Consider the following 20,645-nt stretch of genomic DNA (forward strand, 5'->3'; position numbering starts at 1 on the left):
TACCGATGGACAGCGTTTCTATATCGTGTGAGGTATCGACATAGCGATATCGGAGCACCCGACATGGAAAGCGCGATCGGCGGTTCAGCGGCGGCATTGAGCGTTGCGGCCGCGGCAACATCGGTCACCCGTGGCACCACCTCCTGCGCCTCGCCGGCTGGCGGCGAGCCTTACCTGCTGACACCGGGTCCGCTGACCACGGCACTATCGACGAAACAGGCGATGCTGCGCGACTGGGGCTCATGGGACGGCGACTTTCGCGCGATGACCGCTCAGTTGCGCGCGAACCTGCTCGAAATCGCCGGCGACACCGCCGGTGACTATGACTGCGTGCCGCTGCAGGGCAGCGGCAGCTACTGCGTCGAAGCGATGCTCGGCAGTCTGATTCCGCGCGACGGCCATGCGCTCGTGCTCGCGAACGGCGCGTACGGCAAGCGCGCGGCGACCACGCTCGGCTATCTCGGCCGCGCCTGCACGCTGCTCGACAAGGGCGACTATCTGCCGCCGCGCGGTGTCGAGGTCGAGCGCATGCTGGCCGCCGATCCGTCCATCACGCACGTGGTCGCGATCCACTGCGAAACGAGCTCCGGCATCCTCAATCCGCTCGAAGAGATTGCCGCCGCCGTCGCGAAGCACGGCCGCAAGCTGCTGATCGATTCGATGAGCGCCTTCGGCGCGGTGCCGCTCGACGTGCGGCAGATCGCGTGCGAGGCGTTCGTGTCGTCGGCGAACAAGTGCATCGAGGGCGTGCCCGGTTTTGGCTTCGTGATCGCGCGCAAGAGCGCGCTCTCCGAGGCGAAGGGCCGCAGCCATTCGCTCGCGCTCGATCTCTACGATCAATGGGACGTGATGAATCGCACGGGCCAATGGCGCTTCACGCCGCCCACGCATACGGTGGCGGCGTTCCTCGAGGCGCTGCGGCTTTTCAGGCTCGAAGGCGGCCAGCCCGCGCGGCTCGCGCGCTACGCGAACAATCGCGACGTGCTGGTGGCCGGCATGCACGCGCTCGGCTTCGAGCCGCTGCTCAGCGCGCACTGGCGCTCGCCGATCATCGTGACGTTTTTCTCGCCCGCGCATCCGTCGTTCGAATTCGCGCGCTTCTACGAGCTGATGAAGGAGCAGGGCTTCATCATCTATCCGGGCAAGCTGACGGCGGTCGACAGTTTCCGCATCGGCTGCATCGGTCTGGTCGACGAGCACGTGATGCGTCGCGTGATCGAGGCCTGCGCGCAAGCGCTGCGCGCGATGGGCGTCACGCACGGGGCGCCGCCGCCCGCCGCGCTCGACGAACGCAAGGCGCTCGCCCAGGCGGCCTGAGCCGCGACAGCAAACCCAATACTTTCGGATTCCCGGGGATTCAAGCAGATGAAATACGTGAAGGCAGTGATTTTCGATTGGGCCGGCACGGTGGTCGACTACGGTTCACGCGCGCCGATGGGCGCCTTCGTCGAGACCTTCGAGCAGTTCGGCGTGCCGATCACGATCGACGAAGCACGCGGCCCGATGGGCATGGCCAAGCGACCGCATATCGCGGCGCTGATGGCGCTGCCGCGGGTCGCGCAGGCTTGGGCCGAGCGTCACGGCCACACGCCGACCGACGCCGATATCGACGCCGTGTACGACGTGTTCGTGCCGAAGAACATCGCGGTTGCGGCGAGTTATAGCGCGGTGATCCCGGGTGTCGCCGAAGTCGCGAGCGCACTGCGTCACGACGATATCCGCATCGGCACGACGACCGGCTATACCCGCGAGATCATCGACGAAATCGTACCGGGCGCGGCCGCGCAGGGTTTCTCGCCGGACAGCATCGTGTGCACCGGTGATACGCCGGAAGGACGGCCGTCGCCGTACATGATCTACCGGACGCTGCCGCAGCTCGGCGTGTGGCGCGCGAAGGAGGCGATCAAGGTCGACGACACCGAGGTGGGCATCGAAGAAGGCATCAACGGCGGCACGTGGACGGTCGGCGTCGCGGTCAGCGGCAACGCGTTCGGCATGAGCGAGGCCGAGGTGAAGGCGTTGCCGGCCGACGAATTCGCCGCGCGCCGCAATGTCGCGACGGCCAGGCTGAAGGCGGCTGGCGCGCACTACGTGATCGACAGCGTCGCGGATCTGATGCCGGTCGTGTACGACATCGACGCGCGGCTCGCGCGCGGCGAGCGGCCTTGAAGCGTCAGCCCGATAACGTCACTTGAAGAAACCGACCGCGAGATCGATGAACTCGCGCACCTTGCGCGGCACGAACTCGCGGCTCGGGTACACCAGCGACACTGCCACGTCGCCATTGAGCACCGCATAGCGGTCGAGCACGCGCACCAGCGTGCCGGCGCGCAACTCGTCCTCGACCATTTCGAGCGGCAACAGCGCGATGCCCATCGCGCCGAGCGCGGCCTGCTTCTGCATGATCATGCTGTTGACCGTGAACGAGGCATCGATCGCGATGCTCTCGCCACTGTCGTCGCCGCCCCCGCTCGCGCTGCCGGCGTCGCCGTCCCGCTTGCGGAAAATCCACATCGGGCCGGTCGTGTCGAACGGCGCGGCGATCAGCCGATGCCCGTCAAGATCCGCTGGCGTTTGCGGATGACCGGCCTGCGCCAGATACGCGGCCGCGGCCACCGGCACCGCGTGCGAGTTGATCAGACGCCGCACCACCAGCGACTCCGAGCGGATCATATGCTCGGTCACGATGCCGACGTCGAAGCCGCCTTCGAGCAGATCGACCCGTTTTTCCGTCAGCGTGACGCGCAGGTTCACCTGCGGAAAGCGTGCCTGATATTCGGCGAACAGCGGCGTCAGCCGAAACAGCGAAAAACTGCCGAGCGCGACGATGCGCAGATCACCGGCCACCTCGCGCGACGCCGTGGTCGCGCGCGACTCCACTTCCTCCAGTTCGGCGAGCAGCACGCGGCAACCGTCCGCGTATTGCGCACCGGCCTCGGTCAGCACGACCTTGCGCGTGGTGCGTTGAAACAGCCGAATGCCGAGATGCTGTTCGAGGCTCGACACATGACGGGTAACGACCGACGTCGACACGTTCAGTTGCGCGGCGGCCTGCGCGAAGCTGCCGACATCGGCGACCTTGACGAAGGCCTGCATGGCCTGAAAAAGATTGATCATCTGAATGCAAGAAACGTCTTTGTTGTAGCGGGCGGCGGGGCCGTGTTCGCGCCCATGCCGAACTACCGCGTGAGCAGCGCGCCATCGCGCGCGACGACACGGCCGTTCGCGACCACCAGCTTGCGCACCGGCCGCGCGACGAGCGCATGCGCGAGCGTGTCGGCGTCGACCAGCACGAGATCGGCGCGCGCGCCCGGCTGCAATCCGTAAGCGTCGAATCCGCAGGCGCGCGCGGCGACGCCGCTGACGCAATCGAATGCGAGCGCGAGATCGTCGTCGCGGCGCAGGCCGTAGCGCATCGCGATCAGCATCGCCCTTTCCAGCATGTCGGGCGAGCCGTACGGCGTCCACGTGTCGCGAATCCCGTCGTTGCCGCCGAACAGCGCGACGCGGTGCGCGAGACAAGCCGTGAGCGGCGGCACCGGCACCGACGGCGGCGCGGTGGTCAACAGCGCGACGCGCAGCTCGGCGATACGCGCGAGCAGCGCATCGCGTTCGCGCTCGGGCAGCGCGCCGAGACAGAACGCGTGACTGACCACCACTTGCCCCTGCATGCCGTGCGCGGCGACGCGATCGAGCAGCAAACCGAGCGTGAACGCGCCGACCTCGCCGGGCTCGTGCAGATGAATGTCGATCGGTTTGCGGTGACGCTCGGCGAGCGCGAACGTCAGATCGAGCGACTTCACCGGATCGCCGTCGATCAGCGCGGGATCGAGCGCGCCAAGCACGTCGGCGCCCGCGGCCAGCGCGCGATCGAGCAGCGCGTCGGTGCCGGGCCGGCCGAGCAGCCCCGATTGCGGAAACGCGACGATCTGCAGGTCGAGCACGTCGCGCAGCGTGTCGCGCGTGGCCAGCACGCCGTCGAGATGGCGCAGGCCCGCGTCGGTGTCGATATCGACGTGCGTGCGCAGACGCGTCGTGCCGGCCGCCAGAAACGCGCGCGCGAGCGCGAGCGATTGCGCTCCCGCGTCGTGGCCGCTTTCGGCGCGCCAGCGGCGCTCGTTTTCGATGCGGTCGGTCAGCTTCGGCCCGACTTCGTTGCGATACCAGCGCAAGCCCCAGTTGGTCTTGTCCAGATGCGTATGCCCTTCGACGAAACCGGGTAGCAGCAGCGCGTCGCCGCCGTCCTCGACGGGCACTTCGGGCTCGCGCGGCAGAGCGTCGCCGAGCGCGGCGATCCGGCCATCGATAATCGACACCTCGACGCGCCGGCCGTCGGCGAGACGCACGTTGGTGATCAGCGAGGCGTTCGTCGTGGGGCGCGGGGCGGTCGTGGTCATGGGTGGCGGGCAAGGGGAGAGAACGGGGCGAACGGGGCGCATGGGACACGCGGCCGGTGCATTGGCGCAACCCGCGATGCTACCCTGAGACGATAGTAAATCGTTCCCCGTCAGGACAGATAAAGCGTGAATTAATCCGGGAATTCGACACACCGGAATAGCGGCGGAGGGCCGCGCCAACCGGCAAAATCCAAGGCCGGACGGCGGTTCGCGGTATACTCCCGCGTAACTTGCCTGATCGCCAGGCTTGCACGATACTCAGCTGTTACCCCCAAATCTCCCCAAATCTCCCCGTACGTCGAGTTTAACGCTACTGCTTATGAGTACAATCCTTGAAAGTCTTCCGATCGGCCAGAAGGTCGGTATCGCGTTTTCCGGCGGCCTCGACACCAGCGCCGCGCTGCACTGGATGCGCAAGAAGGGCGCCGTGCCGTACGCCTATACGGCCAACCTCGGTCAGCCCGACGAAGACGATTACGATTCGATCCCGCGTCGCGCCACGGAATATGGCGCCGAAGGCGCGCGCCTGATCGACTGCCGCGCGCAGCTGGTCGCGGAAGGCATCGCAGCGCTGCAGTGCGGCGCGTTCCATATCTCGACGGCGGGCGTCACCTACTTCAACACCACGCCGATCGGCCGCGCCGTGACGGGCACGATGCTGGTTGCCGCGATGAAGGAAGACGGCGTCAACATCTGGGGTGACGGCAGCACGTACAAGGGCAACGACATCGAGCGTTTCTACCGCTACGGTCTGCTCGTCAATCCGGACCTGCAGATCTACAAGCCGTGGCTCGACCAGCTGTTCATCGACGAACTCGGCGGCCGCGCCGAAATGTCCGAGTTCATGCGTCAATCGGGCTTCGACTACAAGATGTCGGCTGAAAAGGCCTATTCGACCGACTCGAACCTGCTCGGCGCGACGCATGAAGCGAAAGATCTCGAAAGCCTCGAGTCGGGCATCAAGATCGTCAACCCGATCATGGGCGTCGCGTTCTGGCGCGACGACGTGCAGATCGTCAGGGAAGAAGTGACGATCCGCTTCGAAGAAGGCCAGCCGGTCGCGCTGAACGGCCAGACGTTCCCGAACGCGGTCGAGCTGCTGCTCGAAGCGAACCGTATCGGCGGCCGTCATGGTCTCGGCATGAGCGACCAGATCGAGAACCGCATCATCGAGGCGAAGAGCCGCGGCATCTATGAAGCCCCGGGCCTCGCGCTGCTCAATATCGCTTACGAGCGTCTCGTCACCGGCATCCATAACGAAGACACGATCGAGCAGTTCCGCGAGAACGGCCGCCGCCTTGGCCGTCTGTTGTACCAGGGCCGCTGGTTCGATCCGCAAGCGATCATGCTGCGCGAAACCGCGCAGCGCTGGGTCGCGCGTGCTATCACCGGCGAAGTGACCGTCGAACTGCGCCGCGGCAACGACTACTCGATCCTCAGCACGAAGTCGCCGAACCTCACGTATCAGCCTGAGCGTCTGTCGATGGAGAAGGTCGCATCGACGTTCTCGCCGCGCGACCGCATCGGCCAGCTGACGATGCGCAACCTCGACATCAAGGATACGCGCGACAAGTTGCGGATTTACTCGCAGGTGGGTCTGCTGTCGTCGAACGAGACGTCGGCACTGCCGCAGGTGAAGGGCGACAAGGAGTAAAGCGGCGCGTCTGATTACCTGAACGTCGCATCGATCGATGGGCCGGCTCGCGAGAGCCGGCCCATTTTCTTTGGGGCCGGCGGATGCGCTCCGGCGCGGGCGCGCGATCCCACATTCTGTGCTCAAGTTTGGCGTGCCTATGCCGTTGACATAAGCTAATCCCATTCTGGAACCCTTCCGTGCAACTCGCTCACAGTAACGACCGCCTCGCCAGCCGGATGCCAGTCGACTCGACCGCCGGCGGCGAACCCGAGGTGGAGTCTTCGGTCATCGAGTGGCTGTTGCACGACGACCAGGTGATGCGCGAGTGCTTCACGCACGCGGCGGAGATTCTGAAGAGCGTGACCGGCGCGGCGATTACCGCGATCGTGCTGCTCGACGAGGAGTATCAGCACTATCGCGCCGAGGTCGGCATGGCGATGCCGCTCGTCACGCGTGCGCGTTCGCTCGCCGACTACGCAGTGCGCGACGCCGATCTGTTCGTGATCGAGGATGCGCACAACGACAGCCGCTTCGGCGAATGCATGCTGGTCAAGCGTCATCCGTTCGTGCGCTTTTACGCGGCGATCGCGTTGCGCGCGACGAACGGCGAGATCGTTGGCGCTCTGTGCGCGATGGACCCGGCGCCGGGCCGGCTCGACGCGGGCCAGCGTGGCGTGTTCTACCACCTGCGCGCGATGATCGAGAACGATCTGAAGATGCGCACGGCCACCGCGATCGATCCGCTCACGCAGTTGTACAACCGGCGCTTTCTGCTCGAAACCATCGCCCGACGCTGGAAGGAGGCGCGTGACGGTGACGTGATGGGCTCGGTGGTCGTCGACGTCGACTGGTTCAAGCAGTACAACGACACCTACGGTCATCAGGCCGGCGATCATTGTCTGCGGCTGGTCGCCTCGGTGATGCAGGCCGCCGCCGACAGCGAGCACTTCGTGGTCGGGCGTATGGGCGGCGAGGAGTTCGGGCTGGTGGTGCTCGACGCGCAAAGGTCGATGCTCGAAGACACGCTCGAAACGCTGCGCCAGGGCGTGGCGGACCTCGCGATCGAACATCGCGCGTCGCCGCTCGGGGTGGTGACGGTCAGCATTGGCGCATCGCTTACATGTATCAGCGACTTGTCGCGGCCCGCGCATCGGGACGGTTTCGCGAGCGCCGACCGGGCGTTGTATCGCTCGAAGCATAACGGGCGAAATCGCGTGACGATGGCGTAGTGGACGTTCGCGATGGCGCCGGTACGGCTCTATCGTCAGTCATAGCGGCAATGGCCTATAGGACCAACGTCCCATTTCCAACCGTTGCCATCGTGGCAATATCGAAGCGCGTAGTGAACGTCGACGCAGTCGCCGGGTGCGGCAGCAGGGCTTTTTACGATGCGCATCATTCAAACGTTGCTGTTCATCGCGGCGTTCTGCTCAGGCATGACCGTCGGCGCTGCGACGTGCGTCGCCGCCCAAACTGCCGCCGCGCAGCCAGCCGCCTCGTCGGCCGTTCCCGTTCCGGCAGCCCCAGCTGCCCCCGTCTCAGCTCCCGCAGCGCGCCGTATCGATCTCACCAATCAACCGTTCACGGGCGATTTCGACGCCATGCTCGACCGGCGTCTGATCCGCGTACTGGTTCCCTACAGTCGAACGCTCTATGTCAATGAGCAAGGCCACGAGCGCGGGCTGACCGCCGGCCTGATGCGGGACTTCGAGCGCTATCTGAACAGGAAATACCAGGCGACGCTCGGCAAACGTCCACTCACGCTGGTCATCATTCCGACGACCCGCGACCAGTTGCTCCCAGGGCTGATAGCAGGCCGGGGCGACATCGCCGCGGGCAATCTGACGGTCACGGAGGCCCGCCTGAAGCAGGTCGACTTCGTGGCGCCGCGTGATCGGACAGCGGTACGCGAAGTGGTCGTCACCGGGCCGAAGTCGCCAGCCCTCGCGAAGCTCGACGACCTGAGCGGCAAGACCGTCCATGTGCGACCGAGCAGCAGCTATTACGAGAGCCTGAACGCGCTGAACGCGCGATTTGGCAAGGAGGGCAAGCCCCCCGTGAAGCTGGTGCCGCTGCCCGACGCGCTCGAAGACGAGGACGCGATGGAGATGCTCAATGCCGGGCTGGTCCAGATCCTCGTCGTGGACGACTGGAAGGCAAAGGTATGGGCGCCGATACTGCCGGGAATCGTCGTGCACAACGACATTGCGGTGCGCGACGCCGGCTACATCGGCTGGGCGGTCCGCTTCAAGAGCCCCAAGCTGCAGGAGGCGATCAACGACTTCTACCTGAATTACGTGAAGACGCAGAGTGTCGCGGAAGTCCGTCTGCAGCAGGAAATGAAGCGCATCAAGCAGATCTCCAACAATACGGAGTCAGCGGAGCTGAAGCGATTCAAACAGACGGTCGGCCTTTTCGAAAAATACGGCGCGCAATACGGCTTCGATCCGCTCCTGCTTGCGGCTCAGGGCTATCAGGAATCGCAGTTGAACCAGAGTGCGCGCAGTCACGTGGGAGCCATCGGCATCATGCAGCTGATGCCAGCCACGGGGAAGGAACTTGCGGTTGGCGACATCAGGGTGGCGGAGTCCAACGTCCATGCGGGAGCGAAATATCTCGATGTGCTGATGGCCCGTTACTTTCCCGATGCTCACTTCTCGGAAAGGGACCGCTCGCTGTTCGCGTTCGCGAGCTACAACGCAGGACCCGCAAACATCGCCAGAATGCGCAAGGAGGCGGCGGCCCGGGGTCTCGATCCGAACAAGTGGTTCAACAATGTCGAAATCGTAGTCGCCGAGAAAATCGGCATCGAACCCACGACCTACGTGCGCAATGTCTTCAAATATTATGTTGCGTACCGGCTCGTCCGGGAGGCCGAGGCTGCACGGGCTCGCGCTATCGGACAGATGCGCAAGCAGGGCGGAACGTAGCGGAAGTGCTCGTCTGAAAGCGCTGTCACCGCAGCGACGCTGCTGCGTGATCATCGAGGCGCGCCCGAATAAGGCCGTTGGGCATTCACGTGGAGTCTGAACATGTCGACCATTGAAGATCGCTTGCACGCGCTTGGCTACGTCCTACCGGAGCCATTGCAGCTTCCTCCGGGGTTGGCGCTTCCGTTTCCATGGGTGCGGGTGGTTGGCAACAGGGCTTGCATCTCGGGCCATGGACCGACCAATGCGGACGGCTCGCTGGCCCAGCCACTTGGCAAGGTGGGCAGTCAGGTCTCGCAGGAGCAAGCGTTCGTGGCGGCTCGCCTCGCCGCGCTCGCTATTCTCGGCAGCCTCAAGCGCGAGCTCGGAAGTCTGGAGCGCATCGCGTGTTGGACGAGAGTGTTCGGCATGGTCAATTCGGCACCCGGGTTCAACCGGCAGCCTGCCGTGATCAACGGCTTCTCGGAACTGATACTCGCCGTCTTTGGCGAGGAGCGCGGCGCTCACGCTCGCAGCGCGGTGGGAATGGCCGAACTTCCCTTCAACATTCCCGTGGAGATCGAGGGTGAAGTCGAACTGGTTCCACCAGACGCCTAAGCGCTCGCGTCGAGCCAGGCGGTGAAGGAGCGCCATGGTGAAGCGCCGTGATCTGATCAGGTGGCTTGCGGCTGTCCCGCTGTTTCCCTCTATCTGGTCGTTGCTTCGGCTCGATGCCGCTCACGCTGCGCAGACCCCGCGACGTGTACGTCCGGGCGAACCCGGATGGCCCACGCCTTCGGACTGGGCGCGACTGAATCAGCAGGTGGATGCCCACCTGATCCGACCGGAGTCACCACTCGAGCTCTGCCGTGCATCTCCCGACAACGCCGAGTGCCCGCAGCAATGCTGATGCGCGAGCGCCAGCCCGAACTCGTCGATGCGCTGATGGGCGCTACGCGCTATTGGCCGGTCGAACTTCGTTTTCAGAAGGGGCTGGCCGGCGCCCCTGCCGATGTGATTGCCGCCGGGCTGCAAACGCCCGTCAATCCGGTCGTGGCGGAGTCGTTCGCATTGGCGATCGTCGCGAGCGAGGGGCCGCCGGCATTCGACGGACTGACAGGTCACGAGCCCGATGTTTCGAAGGCACAGCGAGATGCGAAGCTGATCGGTCTGGCCATCGACGAACTCAGGAAGCTTGCACCGGCGGACGGCGCATACGTTGCCGAGAGCAGCTATTTCCAGCAGGACTGGCAAGCCGCGTATTGGGGGCCAACTATGCGCGTCTACTGTCGATCAAGAAACGTTACGACCCGCACGGACTTTTCTTCGTTCGTCACGGTGTCGGCTCCGAAGACTGGAGCGACGACGGGTTCACCCGCATGGCCGATTCCGACTAGCCGGCCGGCTGTCTCGCGCGAATCGTGATGCTCGTCGTGTGTCGGTATGACCGTGTATTGACTCCGGCGAGAGCTCAATGCACGCTAGCGATGCATCGGCATCCGAAGCATCTCTTTCCAGCGAACCTGATGAAGCGGGGTCGGTAATAAGTTCGGTGCCGTTGCCAATACAACGTCGTATAAATGACGGAGACAGAAAAGATGACAACACCGAAAAAGATCCCGGCGGCCATGCACAACCCTTGGAGGCTCACTACTGCGGCGACCCTGATGGCGTCCGCGATCGTGCTGGCCGGCTGCGGCAGCGGCAACGACGACGGGCTGCAACCACCGCCGCCGAGCAACGTGCTGCCAGGCTTCATCAAAAGCGCGGTGACGACGAAATCTTATGACGGCAACAGCGACGATCTGCTGACCGCGGGCCTCGGTAAGACCGGCCTCGGATCGGCGACGGCGCCGGCCGTCGCGAATGCCGCGCAACCTACGGCCGCCGAATTGCGGCGCCTCGCGATCTGGTCGAACTATCGGGCGCTCGTCGACATGACGGCGAACGGCGGCTACGGACGCTTCTGGGGCCCCAACGTCGATCTGAACGGCAACGACACGCTTGGCGAAGGCAAGATCGCGGGCAAGGAATACCTCGCCTATGCCGACGACGGCAGCGGCACGCAGAACGTGAGCCTGCTCGTGCAGATTCCCACCAGCTTCAATCCGGACCAACCGTGCATCGTCACCGCGACGTCGTCCGGTTCGCGCGGCGTGTACGGCGCGATTTCGGCGGCCGGCGAGTGGGGCCTCAAGCGCGGCTGCGCGGTGGCCTACACCGACAAGGGCAGCGGCAACGGCGCGCACGAGTTGTCGACGAATCGCGTGACGCTGATCGACGGCACCTTGCAGGATGCGAGCACAGCGGGCAAGGCGAGCCTCTTCACCGCGAAGCTCGGCAGCAGCACGCTGGCAACGTTCAACGCGCAGTTCCCGAACCGCTATGCGTTCAAGCACGCGCACTCGCAACAGAACCCCGAGCAGGACTGGGGCAAGAACACGTTGCAGGCGATCCAGTTCGCATATTGGGCGCTCAACGATTCGTATGGCGCGTTGAATGGCACGACGCGCACGGTGCGCTATGCGAGCGGCAGCATCACGACGATCGCCGCGTCGGTCAGCAATGGCGGCGGCGCGTCGCTTGCGGCGGCCGAGCAGGACACGTCGGGGCTCATCACGGCAGTGGTGGTCGGCGAACCGCAGATCAACATGCGGCTCACGCCGCAGGTGTCGGTCTCGCAGGGCGGCGTGCCGGTCGGCGCGTTCGGCAAACCCCTCGCCGACTACATGACGCTCGCGAACCTGCTGGAGCCGTGCGCCGCGCTCGCGCCCGCCGCGACCGGCTCGCCGTATCTGACCGCGCTGCCGACCGCAACTACCACCGCGCTGCGCACCGCGCGATGCGCGTCGCTCGCGGCGGCCGGCGTGATCGCGGGAGCGGATACGGTCACACAGGCCACCAATGCGCTCGCGCTGCTGCATCAGAACGGCTATCAGACCGACTCGGACCTGCTGCAAGCACCGATGTGGGACTCGCAGGCAGTGCCGGCCGTCGCCGTGACCTATGCGAATGCGTATGCGCGCGCAACTGTGGCCGACAACCTGTGCGACTTCAGCTTCGGCACCACCAGCGCGACGGGCGCAGCCGGCGTGACGCCGGCAGTGTCGCCGATGCTGACGGTGTTCGGCAACGGCAACGGCGTGCCGCCGACCAATGGCATCAACCTCGTCTACAACGCGGGCACGTCGGGCGCGGTCGATCATCGGCTCGCGACCGCCGATGCTAGCTACGCAGGTGCCGCATGCCTGCGCGCGCGGTGGACGAGCGGTTCGTTGAATGCCAGCGTCGATGCGATCCGCGTGAATGCGAATCTGCATGGCAAGCCGACGATCATCGTGCAAGGACGCGCGGATGCTCTGGTGCCGATCAACCACGCATCGCGGCCGTATCTCGGCTTGAACCAGGTGGCCGAGGGTGGCGCGAGCAAGCTGGCGCTTTACGAAGTCACGAACGGTCAGCACTTTGACGCGTTCCTCGGCGTCGCCGGTTTCGATACGCGTTTCGTGCCGTTGCATTACTACAATCTTCAGGCGCTGAACCTGATGTGGGCTCATCTGAAGAACGGCACGCCACTGCCGCCGTCGCAGGTGATCCACACGATACCGCGCGGCGGCGCGCCGGGAGCCGCACCGGCGCTGACCACGGCCAACCTGCCGGCGATCGCGGCGACCCCGGGTGTCAATGCGATTTCCGCATCGAACGGTGCCGTGAACGTGCCGGATTGAGCGGCGCGTGCTGAAGCAAGGCGCGCACACAGGCGCTCGCCTGTGTGCGCGTTGCTGTGAGATGACCTGCGTCTCCGCTCAAGAACACATCCCCTCGCACTCGAGCCACGAACGGAACTGCACGACCAGTTCATCGCCAGACTTCTCATCCGCAATGTAAGTACAGTAGCTGCGAGACCGCAGACGCGGACCGTCGAATGGCGCGACCAGCCGGCCAGCGGCGAGATCGTCCGAGACCAGCGCGGTCGGTCCCATCGCGATGCCGATTCCGTCGATGGCGGCCTGCAAGGTCAGATAGAAGTGATCGAAGGTCAACGTGGCGGCCGGCCTCAGCGCGGCAAGCTGCGTGCTCGCCAGCCAGTCGGGCCAAAGCCGCGGAAGACTCGAGGTGTGCAGCAACGTGTGTTGCCGCAAGTCGCCGGGCGATCGAAGTGGCACTCGCTGCAAGAGCGCCGGACTGCAGACTGGAAGCCTCTCCTCCGACAGGAATGGCCGCATCGAATAGCCGTAGAACGTGTCCGGGCCGCCCCGGATGACGATGTCATAACTCTCTTTCAGACTCTCCAGCGGTCCGTTCGACGTCTCCACCTTGACCTCCACGTCGGGATGCTCGGCGCGGAATGTCGCCAGTCTCGGCACCAGCCAGCGCAACGTGAATGTCGCGGGCGCGTTGACGGACAGCGTCCGCGACAACGTTTCGGGCACACCGTATCGCGCGGTTGCCTGCGACAGCTGTTCGAACAGTGGGCCAATTTGCTCCAGATAGGCCTTCGCCGCCGCCGTCAGCGTTACGCGCCGATGATGCCGTTCGAACAACGAGGCGCCGAGCCATTCCTCGAGCAAACGCACCTGCTGACTCACCGCGCCGTGAGTCACGTGCAGTTCCGCGGCGGCTTCCTTGAAGCTGCCGAGCCGGCCCGCGGCCTCGAAGGCCCGTAACGCATTGAGCGGAGGCAATACCCGTTTCATTTGCAAGAGTTTTTCTAACGCAGACAGCCAATTTATCTGGTTTGAGGGGCTGCAACAAGATAGATATCCTTTCTGCTGTACCACTAATGCCATTCCCGCTCACTCTCGGCCCCACACCTCATGCTTAGTTATACCGGTGGCATCGTGCTTTTTGCCGCGATGCTTCACGCTAGCTGGAACGCGATGCTTCACGGCAATCGCGACCGGTTCCTGTCCATGACGTGGATGAGCATCGCCATCGCGGCGGTCGCCACGCTCGTCGTCCTGGTCAATCCGTTGCCAGCCAGTGCCTGCTGGCCCTACCTCGTCGCATCGGGGCTCGTGCATATCTTCTACAACGTGAGCCTCGTGCGGTCGTATCGACGCAACGACCTGGCGCTCGCGTATCCGATCGCGCGTGGCTCGTCGCCGCTGCTCGTCACGCTCGGCGCCGCGCTGTTCGCGCGTGAAGCGATCGGCCCATTGCACGCGCTCGGGATCTTGATGATCTCGGGCGGCATCATCGCGATCGCGTTGCAGGGGCGGCACGTGTCTCGCGCGGGTGTGCTGAGCGCGCTGACGACCGGTGCGACGATTGCGCTCTATACCGTGATCGACGGCATCGGCGTCAGGCTGTCCGACGGTCAGCCGCTGAGCTACACCGCATGGATGTTCATGTTCTATTGGCTGATGCCGTTGCTGTTCGTCGCAATGCGCGGCCTCACGCCGCTATGGACACCGCTACGTGCCGAGCCGCTGTCGGTGGGCTCGTCGCTCGTCGGCGGCCTGGTGTCGATCGCGGCGTATGGCATCGTGATCTGGGCGCTGCAGTCGGGCGCGATGGGTGCGGTGTCGGCGTTGCGCGAGACCAGCGTGGTGTTCGCGGTGCTGATCGGGCGGGTGTTTCTTGGGGAAACGGTCAATGGCGGGCGCTGGCTCGCCTGCCTCGTCGTTGCGGCTGGAGCGGCATGTCTGGGGCTTTGACGTGACAGAGGATGGGGGGCGTTCATCTCCGGCACCTGCCTCGATGTGACGGATGACAAGTAAGCCATGCGCCATTCGTCCGTAAGATTTCCTTAAGCTTCGGCTGATAGATAGCGGGTTCGACAATGGCAGAGAAAAATAGCGATGCCCCGTGGACCCAGCTCCGGCCGACAGGCCGACAAGAACCGTTACCGCTCGACCTATCTGCTCGAATTGGCGCGCGGCAGCTCGCATATTTCGAGCACGCTGGGCGCCGACAGCCAGCAAGCGGCGATCGCCGAAGTGCTGTGCGAATTTGGCCTCAAATACGGCAAGGACAAGCTGCCGGTGTTTCGCGCTCTGCTCGCGGAAAGCCTCGAGGATCGCGACAATCCGGACGCGGCGCGAGCGGTGCTGAGCTTCGCGCCGCGCCAAACGCTCTAGCCGCCGATCAGCTTCAACCCCACCGGCAGCGATTCGCCGAACACGCGGCCTTCGTCGGCGTTATCGAGCGCGACGACTTCGCTGACCATCGTGATCCAGGCGCGCGGCGCGCTCGCCGCTTCGAGGCGTCGCACGACGCTCGCGCGCAACTCGTCGGGCAGATCGCGCGAGCGATCGCCGGTCATGCGAGCGATCTGCACCGCGGCGAACGCGGCGGGGTCGACCTTCTTCCAGTCGAGCGCGAGGATCGCGTCGAGCCATTGCGCGGCGACGTCGGGCGGCACGACGCTGTGCGCGCTGCCGTAGAACGGCTGGCGCGCGCCGATCCGTCCGACCGCCCACCAGCTTTGATGATTTTCCGCGGGCTTTTTCAGGCGCGTGAGCACCGCCTCGCCGAGTTCGATCTTGCGTTGCGCCGGAATCCGTTCGAGCGATGCCGACAGCCGCACCATATCGGCGAAGCCGGTCTTCGCGACATTGAACGGCAGCTTGTGACGCGATTGCGCGGCCTTCTGCAGATAGTCCATCGCGTCGAGCACGCGCAGCTGCGCGTCTTCGCCGAGCCCGCCGGCCGCGCGGCGCCAAAGCGTCCACCATTCGGACCATACCTGGCTGTCGGTCACGTATTGAATGCCGTCGTCGAATAGCGTCCACAGTTGCTCGACGCGCCATTCGTCGAGCGGATAGCCGAAGCCGGGCCGCACGCAATAGCCGGCCAGATTCAGCCACAGCCGCTCGTGATCGGCCGAGCGGCGCCGGCGTCGCGCGCGTTCCCACAGCGCGCCGAACAGTTCGCGCAGCAATGCGCTATTCCAGCTATCGCGCGGGCCGAGCAGATGTTCGAGCTGCGCGCGCAGCCGTTTGATTTCCTTCGGGTCGACGTTATGCGCGCGGGCGCCGAAGCAACGGTCGATCAGTTCGATCGCGCGATCGAGCGCCGGATGGCGTTGCGGCGCGCCATCGGCGGATAGGTCCACTTGCGCGTCGCCGTGGCGCAGCTGGAATTCGAGCAGCCAGCGTTGCGACGGATCGTCGAGCTCGATGCAATGGACGTCGAGCGTGCCGACCTCCGTCAGCGACGTCGCGATGCGCACCGCGGTTTCGCGGGCGCGCTGGCCGTCGCGAGGCTGGACGATCGTCGCGATCGGCGGCAGGCGCACGAAGTCGCCGCCCGCAAGGTCGACCAGCTCGCCAGACTGATACGCAGTGTCCGCGCTCGACGACACCAGATGGAAGCGCACCGGATGCCCGAGCCGCAACGCGAACGTGCGATCCTCGATCAGAATCTCGTGACCCTCCTCGGTGCCGCGCGGCAGCAGGCAGATGCCGCGTTGCGCGGGCGAGGCGTCCGGCTCGGCGTCGTCCTTGCCGGCAGGCGTTTCGTCCAGCACCAGAAAATAGCTGCGCGGCGAACCGCCGCCGATTTTCGGCGCGAAGCCGGCGCGCGCGAGCGTATAGGCGACCGCGCCGCGCGCGACCGCGACGTCGGGGTTGTCGTTGTGCAGCACGTGGAGCGGCGCGCCGCGCCAGCCGCCGAGCGTGTCGGCGAGACGCCCCGACAGCGCGTCGGCGCGGAACACGCCGCCGTTGAGCAGCAGCGTGTCGGGAACGGGCAGCGCGGCTGTGCCGGATGCGTCCGGTGTGCTGGAATCCGCGCCAAGGGCCTTGCGCGACTGCGCGGCCAAGCGTTCGAGAAAGGCCGCGATATGCCGCGTGATCGCCGCATCGGTCGCGTACGGCAGGCCGAATTCGACGATCGCGCCGCGCGGGCGGCCCGGTCGCTGATCGGAGGCCACCCGCGGAAAGAATCCATCGACGATGATCTTCTCGACCTCGTCGCGCGTGATCTGCGTGGTGCGCGCGCCGCCGATCAGCTTCGAGCCCGCGCCGAGCAACGTAACCGGCGCCGACTCGGGCGCTTGCGCGCCAAGCAACTGCTCCTTCGCGACGCGGCAGCGCTCGACCAGCTGCGACAGGCTCGCCGCGGACAGCCGCTGCGGCGCCTGCGCACCGCCACCGGCACCACCCAACAGCCGCGCCTCGACCAGATGCGCGAGCGCGAGGTCCATATTGTCGCCGCCGAGCATCAGGTGATTGCCGACACCGACGCGCGTCAGGCGCGGCTCGCCGTCGTCGGTCAGGCCCACTTCGATCAGCGTCAGATCGGTGGTGCCGCCGCCGACGTCACAAATCAGCACGAGCCGGGTGTCCGCCAACTCGTCGGCAAGCGTGTCGCGATGCCGGAACAGCCAGTCATAGAACGCGGCCTGCGGCTCCTCGAGCAGCCGCAGCGATGGCAGCCCCGCGAGCCGCGCCGCTTCGACGGTCAATGCGCGTGCGTCTTCGTCGAACGATGCGGGCACCGTCAGCACGACGTCCTGCTGTTCGAGCGGCGCCTTCGGAAAGTGCTGGTTCCACGCGGCGCGCACGTGCGCGAGGTAGCTCGCGCTCGCGTCGAGCGGCGAAATCTTGCGGACGTCGTCGGGCGCGCCCCACGGCAGGATCGGCGCGACGCGATCGACCGACGCATGCGACAGCCAGCTTTTCGCGCTCGCGACCAGTCGCCCCGGCACCTGCGCGCCGAGCAGCCGCGCCAGCCGGCCGACCACGATCGGCTGCCCGGCGTCCTTGCCCTGGCCTGACGCTGCCCGAGCACCGGAGGACCACGGCAACTGCAGATCGGCCGCGCTCAGCTCGCCGTCCGCCGCCTGATAGTGCACCGACGGCAACAGCGGCCGCGCGGCGACCTCGCCGGGGCTCACCAACTGCTCGATCTCGAACACGCGGATCTGCTGCGATCCTGCTTCCGCGTACGCGAGCACCGTGTTGCTGGTGCCCAGATCGATGCCGACGCTGTACCGCTTCATGTCAATCACGCATTCGGGTTGCCGCGCACGTCGAATTCGACTTTCCAGCGCTCGTCGGAGCCGCGCGGGATCGCCTCGAGTTCGAGCGTGCCCGCTTCGGTCACGCGCGCGTGCAGCTTCACCGGCACGACTTCACCGGCGGTGCGGCCGGCCGCCGGCAGCGTCGCCTGAATTTCCTCGAGCTCCTGCAACTCCTCGGGGCCCCAGTATTCGAGCAGCGTGCCGACCTGATCCTGACGACGCACCGACGAGCCGAAGAAGCGGAAATGCACGGGCTCGCCGACGACCAGCCCGAACTCCTGCGCGGGCAACTCGGCGTCGGTGCCTTCTTCCATGCCGAACGGCGCGACGCACAGCGCCTGCACCGGCGGCTCGAGGCCGGGCACGGCCGGCATCGCCGATTCGATCGCGATGTAGTACGCGCGCGCGGTGCCGCCGCGAATCCGCACGCCGCGGCCGCGTCGCACGTAGCCGTAGTAGGCCGCGCCGCGCGCGACCGCCAGATCGAGGTCCGCGCCTTCGAGCAGACGCGCGCTCGCCGCGCCTTCGGCCGCGAGCCAGCCGTTCAGCGTGCTCATGATGCGCTCGACCAGCAGCGTCGACTTGAACACGCCGCCGTTGAACAGCACCGCGGTCGGATGCAGGAAGCTCGCGTTTTGCGCGGCGGCATTCGCTGCGGCTTCACCGAGCCCTTCGAGTTCGGCGAGTGCGCCGACCTGACGGCCGAGGAACGCCGCCAGATGCCGCGTGATGCCCGCGTCCTGCGCATACGGCAGGCCGAGCTGCGTCAGACCGACCCGCGCGCGGCTGACCGGACGCGCGGCGCTGTCGACCTGCGGGAAGAAGCCGTCGAGGATCGTCTGAGTCAGTTCGGCGCGCGTCAGCTCGGTGCGGATCGAGCCGCCGATCAGCTTCGAGCCGCGGCTCGGCACGACGAGCGGCACGGTGTCGGTGGCGGGGTCGCTGAGCAGTGTTTCTTTCGCCGCGCGGCAAGCGTAGGTCAGCGCGCGCAGCTGCCATGCGTCGGCCTGGGTACCCTGCGCGGCGAGCTTGCGCGCGACCACGTGCGCGAGCGCGAGGTCCATGTTGTCGCCGCCGAGCAGGATGTGATCGCCGACCGCGACGCGATGCAATTCGAGATTGCCGTCGCGCTCGATCACCGCGATCAGCGACAGGTCGGTGGTGCCGCCGCCGACGTCGACGACGAGGATGATGTCGCCGACCTTGACCTGCTTGCGCCATTGGCCGCCGCTCTTCTGGATCCAGCTATAGAGCGCCGCCTGCGGCTCTTCGAGCAGCGTCATGCGCGTGAAGCCGGCGGCTTCGGCCGCTTCGGCGGTCAGTTCGCGCGCGGCCGGGTCGAACGACGCGGGAATCGTCACCGTGACGTCCTGCTCGCCGAACGGCGCGTCCGGATGCGCGTGGTCCCACGCCTCGCGCAGGTGCGTCAGATAGCGCACCGAGCTTTCGAGCGGCGACACGCGGGACACTTCGGGCGGCGCGTCGTTCGGCAGGATGCCCGCGCGACGGTCGACGCCCGGATGGCACAACCAGCTTTTCGCGCTCGACACGAGCCGGATCGGCGTGCCGGCGCCACGATTGCGCGCGAATTCGCCGACCGCGAATTCGCGCTGGCCGGTCCACGGCAGGTACAGGTCGCCGGAGGCCAGCTCGTCGGGATGCGGCAGGTACAGGAACGAGGGCAGCAGCGGCAGGCTGTCGATGGCGCCGGGGCCCGTCAGCTGCGCGATCGACAGCACCTCCTGGGTGGTTTTCTCGCCGTCGCTCGCGTGCGTGTCCACGTAGGACAGCGCGCAGTGCGTGGTGCCGAGGTCGATGCCGATGGAATAGCGTGCGTCGCTCATAGCTCCACCTCCGCCGGTGCGATGACCTTTGCGTTATGGCCGTCCGCGAGCTTCGGCAGACGCACCTCGTCGACGCGCCAACCGCGATGGCTGATGCTGCCGCTAAACGGCGCGCTGCCGACCACGTTGCCGGTCAGGCGCACCGAACTCGCGTCGAAGCCCGCGGGCAGCGTCACGCGGCTGCCTTCGGCTTCGTCGCGCACCGGGCGGATCGTGAAGTGCTCGCGCAGCGTCGCGCGGCAGCCTTCGTGCACGAGGCGCGCGGCCGCGCCGATGTCGGCGTCGCTATAGGCCTTGATGTCTTCCTCGACGAAATCGATGAAGCGCGCGTCGCGTTGCAGCAGGCCGAGCAGTTGCAGCGCGGCGTCGGGGGTGGCCTCCTTCAGCACCGGCGCGGGTTGCGGCTTCGGTTGCGGGGCGGGTGCCGGGGTTGCCGCGGCGGCGGGGGCGGGGGCGGGCGCTGGGGCCGCGCCGACCTTTTCGCCGTTACGCAGGCGCAGCACGTCGGCGGCGAACTCGCCATTGCCGAGAATGCTGAAAAACGTGCCCACGGCCAGGGAAATCCGGCCGAGGAAGGATGGGTTCGAATCGCTCATAAAGGCTCCTGATCTGCTCTGTTGGGGACGAGCGGTCCTCGCCGCGCCGCGTGCGCCGGGCAGCGAAGCTGACGGGCCGGGCGGGGCTGTGATGTTGCGGGTCGGCGCGCGGCCGGGGGCGCGAGCGCTGGGCGATGATCATGCAACCGCCGGGCCGAAAGACGGTCTGGGACGCTTCGCGACCGGGTCGGTCGGCCGCGCGTGCGGCGCGCGCAAAACCCGTATTTTGCCTTGCGGCGCGCCCGACGCGGGCAAAGCCGGCAATTCTAGCGGGCAATGGGGTGGGATTGGC

General features: G+C 66.2%; 17 protein-coding genes. 11 read left to right on the plus strand and 6 right to left on the minus strand.

The window, feature by feature from the left end; translation table 11 throughout:
• Nucleotides 1-63 precede the first annotated feature (63 nt).
• Nucleotides 64-1,317 (plus strand): 2-aminoethylphosphonate--pyruvate transaminase, encoded by a 1,254-nt coding sequence (locus tag GCT19_RS34255; protein ID WP_152854411.1) that lies wholly within the window; start codon nucleotides 64-66, stop codon nucleotides 1,315-1,317.
• A 48-nt stretch (nucleotides 1,318-1,365) separates the two neighbouring features.
• Complete coding sequence (gene phnX, locus GCT19_RS34260) at nucleotides 1,366-2,169, plus strand: phosphonoacetaldehyde hydrolase (protein WP_013089551.1); 804 nt, start codon at nucleotides 1,366-1,368, stop codon at nucleotides 2,167-2,169.
• 18 nt (nucleotides 2,170-2,187) lie between these two features.
• Here the strand turns inward: phnX and GCT19_RS34265 are convergent, their stop codons facing one another.
• Entirely contained in the window at nucleotides 2,188-3,117 is a 930-nt protein-coding gene (locus GCT19_RS34265; RefSeq protein WP_152854412.1) for a LysR family transcriptional regulator, read from the minus strand.
• Nucleotides 3,118-3,179: 62 nt separating this feature from the next.
• Complete coding sequence (locus GCT19_RS34270; RefSeq protein WP_152854413.1) at nucleotides 3,180-4,397, minus strand: amidohydrolase family protein; 1,218 nt, start codon at nucleotides 4,395-4,397, stop codon at nucleotides 3,180-3,182.
• Nucleotides 4,398-4,716: 319 nt separating this feature from the next.
• On the opposite strand from GCT19_RS34270, the gene argG reads away from it, so the two are divergent.
• From argG to GCT19_RS34300, 6 genes are all read left to right on the plus strand, one after another.
• Entirely contained in the window at nucleotides 4,717-6,051 is a 1,335-nt protein-coding gene (argG, locus tag GCT19_RS34275) for an argininosuccinate synthase (protein ID WP_018434607.1), read from the plus strand.
• Between the two features lie 179 nt (nucleotides 6,052-6,230).
• Nucleotides 6,231-7,262 carry a diguanylate cyclase gene (locus GCT19_RS34280; RefSeq protein WP_321576919.1) on the plus strand — a complete coding sequence of 344 codons (1,032 nt, stop codon included), beginning with the start codon at nucleotides 6,231-6,233 and terminating at the stop codon, nucleotides 7,260-7,262.
• A gap of 159 nt (nucleotides 7,263-7,421) precedes the next feature.
• Nucleotides 7,422-8,963, plus strand: a complete 1,542-nt coding sequence (locus tag GCT19_RS34285; RefSeq protein WP_152854414.1) for an MltF family protein — start codon at nucleotides 7,422-7,424, stop codon at nucleotides 8,961-8,963.
• A 102-nt stretch (nucleotides 8,964-9,065) separates the two neighbouring features.
• Complete coding sequence (locus GCT19_RS34290) at nucleotides 9,066-9,560, plus strand: RidA family protein (RefSeq protein ID WP_018434604.1); 495 nt, start codon at nucleotides 9,066-9,068, stop codon at nucleotides 9,558-9,560.
• Nucleotides 9,561-9,811: 251 nt separating this feature from the next.
• A complete protein-coding gene (locus GCT19_RS44655) occupies nucleotides 9,812-10,339 on the plus strand; it encodes a BBE domain-containing protein (protein WP_321576920.1) in 528 nt (175 codons plus the stop codon).
• Between the two features lie 201 nt (nucleotides 10,340-10,540).
• Nucleotides 10,541-12,670: a D-(-)-3-hydroxybutyrate oligomer hydrolase gene (locus GCT19_RS34300; RefSeq protein ID WP_375791972.1), complete on the plus strand. Its 2,130-nt coding sequence runs from the start codon at nucleotides 10,541-10,543 to the stop codon at nucleotides 12,668-12,670.
• 78 nt (nucleotides 12,671-12,748) lie between these two features.
• On the opposite strand, the gene gcvA is transcribed toward GCT19_RS34300, so the two are convergent.
• On the minus strand, nucleotides 12,749-13,639 hold the full coding sequence (gcvA, locus tag GCT19_RS34305) for a transcriptional regulator GcvA (protein WP_152854415.1): 891 nt from the start codon (nucleotides 13,637-13,639) through the stop codon (nucleotides 12,749-12,751).
• A 120-nt stretch (nucleotides 13,640-13,759) separates the two neighbouring features.
• Between gcvA and GCT19_RS34310 the strand changes: the two genes are divergently transcribed.
• On the plus strand, nucleotides 13,760-14,602 hold the full coding sequence (locus GCT19_RS34310) for a DMT family transporter (RefSeq protein ID WP_152854416.1): 843 nt from the start codon (nucleotides 13,760-13,762) through the stop codon (nucleotides 14,600-14,602).
• Between the two features lie 144 nt (nucleotides 14,603-14,746).
• Nucleotides 14,747-15,025, plus strand: coding sequence for a hypothetical protein (locus tag GCT19_RS34315; protein WP_018434599.1), 279 nt, complete (start codon nucleotides 14,747-14,749; stop codon nucleotides 15,023-15,025).
• Here the strand turns inward: GCT19_RS34315 and GCT19_RS34320 are convergent.
• From GCT19_RS34320 to GCT19_RS34330, 3 genes are read right to left on the minus strand one after another with little or no spacing between them, the layout of a single operon-like run.
• Nucleotides 15,022-17,892, minus strand: a complete 2,871-nt coding sequence (locus GCT19_RS34320) for an Hsp70 family protein (protein ID WP_152854417.1) — start codon at nucleotides 17,890-17,892, stop codon at nucleotides 15,022-15,024. The two genes, GCT19_RS34315 and GCT19_RS34320, sit on opposite strands and share 4 nt — an antisense overlap.
• 5 nt (nucleotides 17,893-17,897) lie before the next feature.
• Nucleotides 17,898-19,757, minus strand: a complete 1,860-nt coding sequence (locus tag GCT19_RS34325) for an Hsp70 family protein (protein WP_018434597.1) — start codon at nucleotides 19,755-19,757, stop codon at nucleotides 17,898-17,900.
• Nucleotides 19,754-20,353 carry a DUF2760 domain-containing protein gene (locus tag GCT19_RS34330; RefSeq protein WP_018434596.1) on the minus strand — a complete coding sequence of 200 codons (600 nt, stop codon included), beginning with the start codon at nucleotides 20,351-20,353 and terminating at the stop codon, nucleotides 19,754-19,756. Before GCT19_RS34330 ends, GCT19_RS34325 begins: the two co-directional genes overlap by 4 nt.
• A gap of 91 nt (nucleotides 20,354-20,444) precedes the next feature.
• Between GCT19_RS34330 and GCT19_RS43700 the strand changes: the two genes are divergently transcribed.
• Nucleotides 20,445-20,645, plus strand: a 201-nt coding sequence (locus GCT19_RS43700; RefSeq protein WP_227749396.1) for a hypothetical protein, incomplete at its 3' end; no start/stop codon positions are given.

Source organism: Paraburkholderia atlantica (assembly GCF_009362785.1).
In the GTDB taxonomy this organism is placed as follows: domain Bacteria; phylum Pseudomonadota; class Gammaproteobacteria; order Burkholderiales; family Burkholderiaceae; genus Paraburkholderia; species Paraburkholderia atlantica.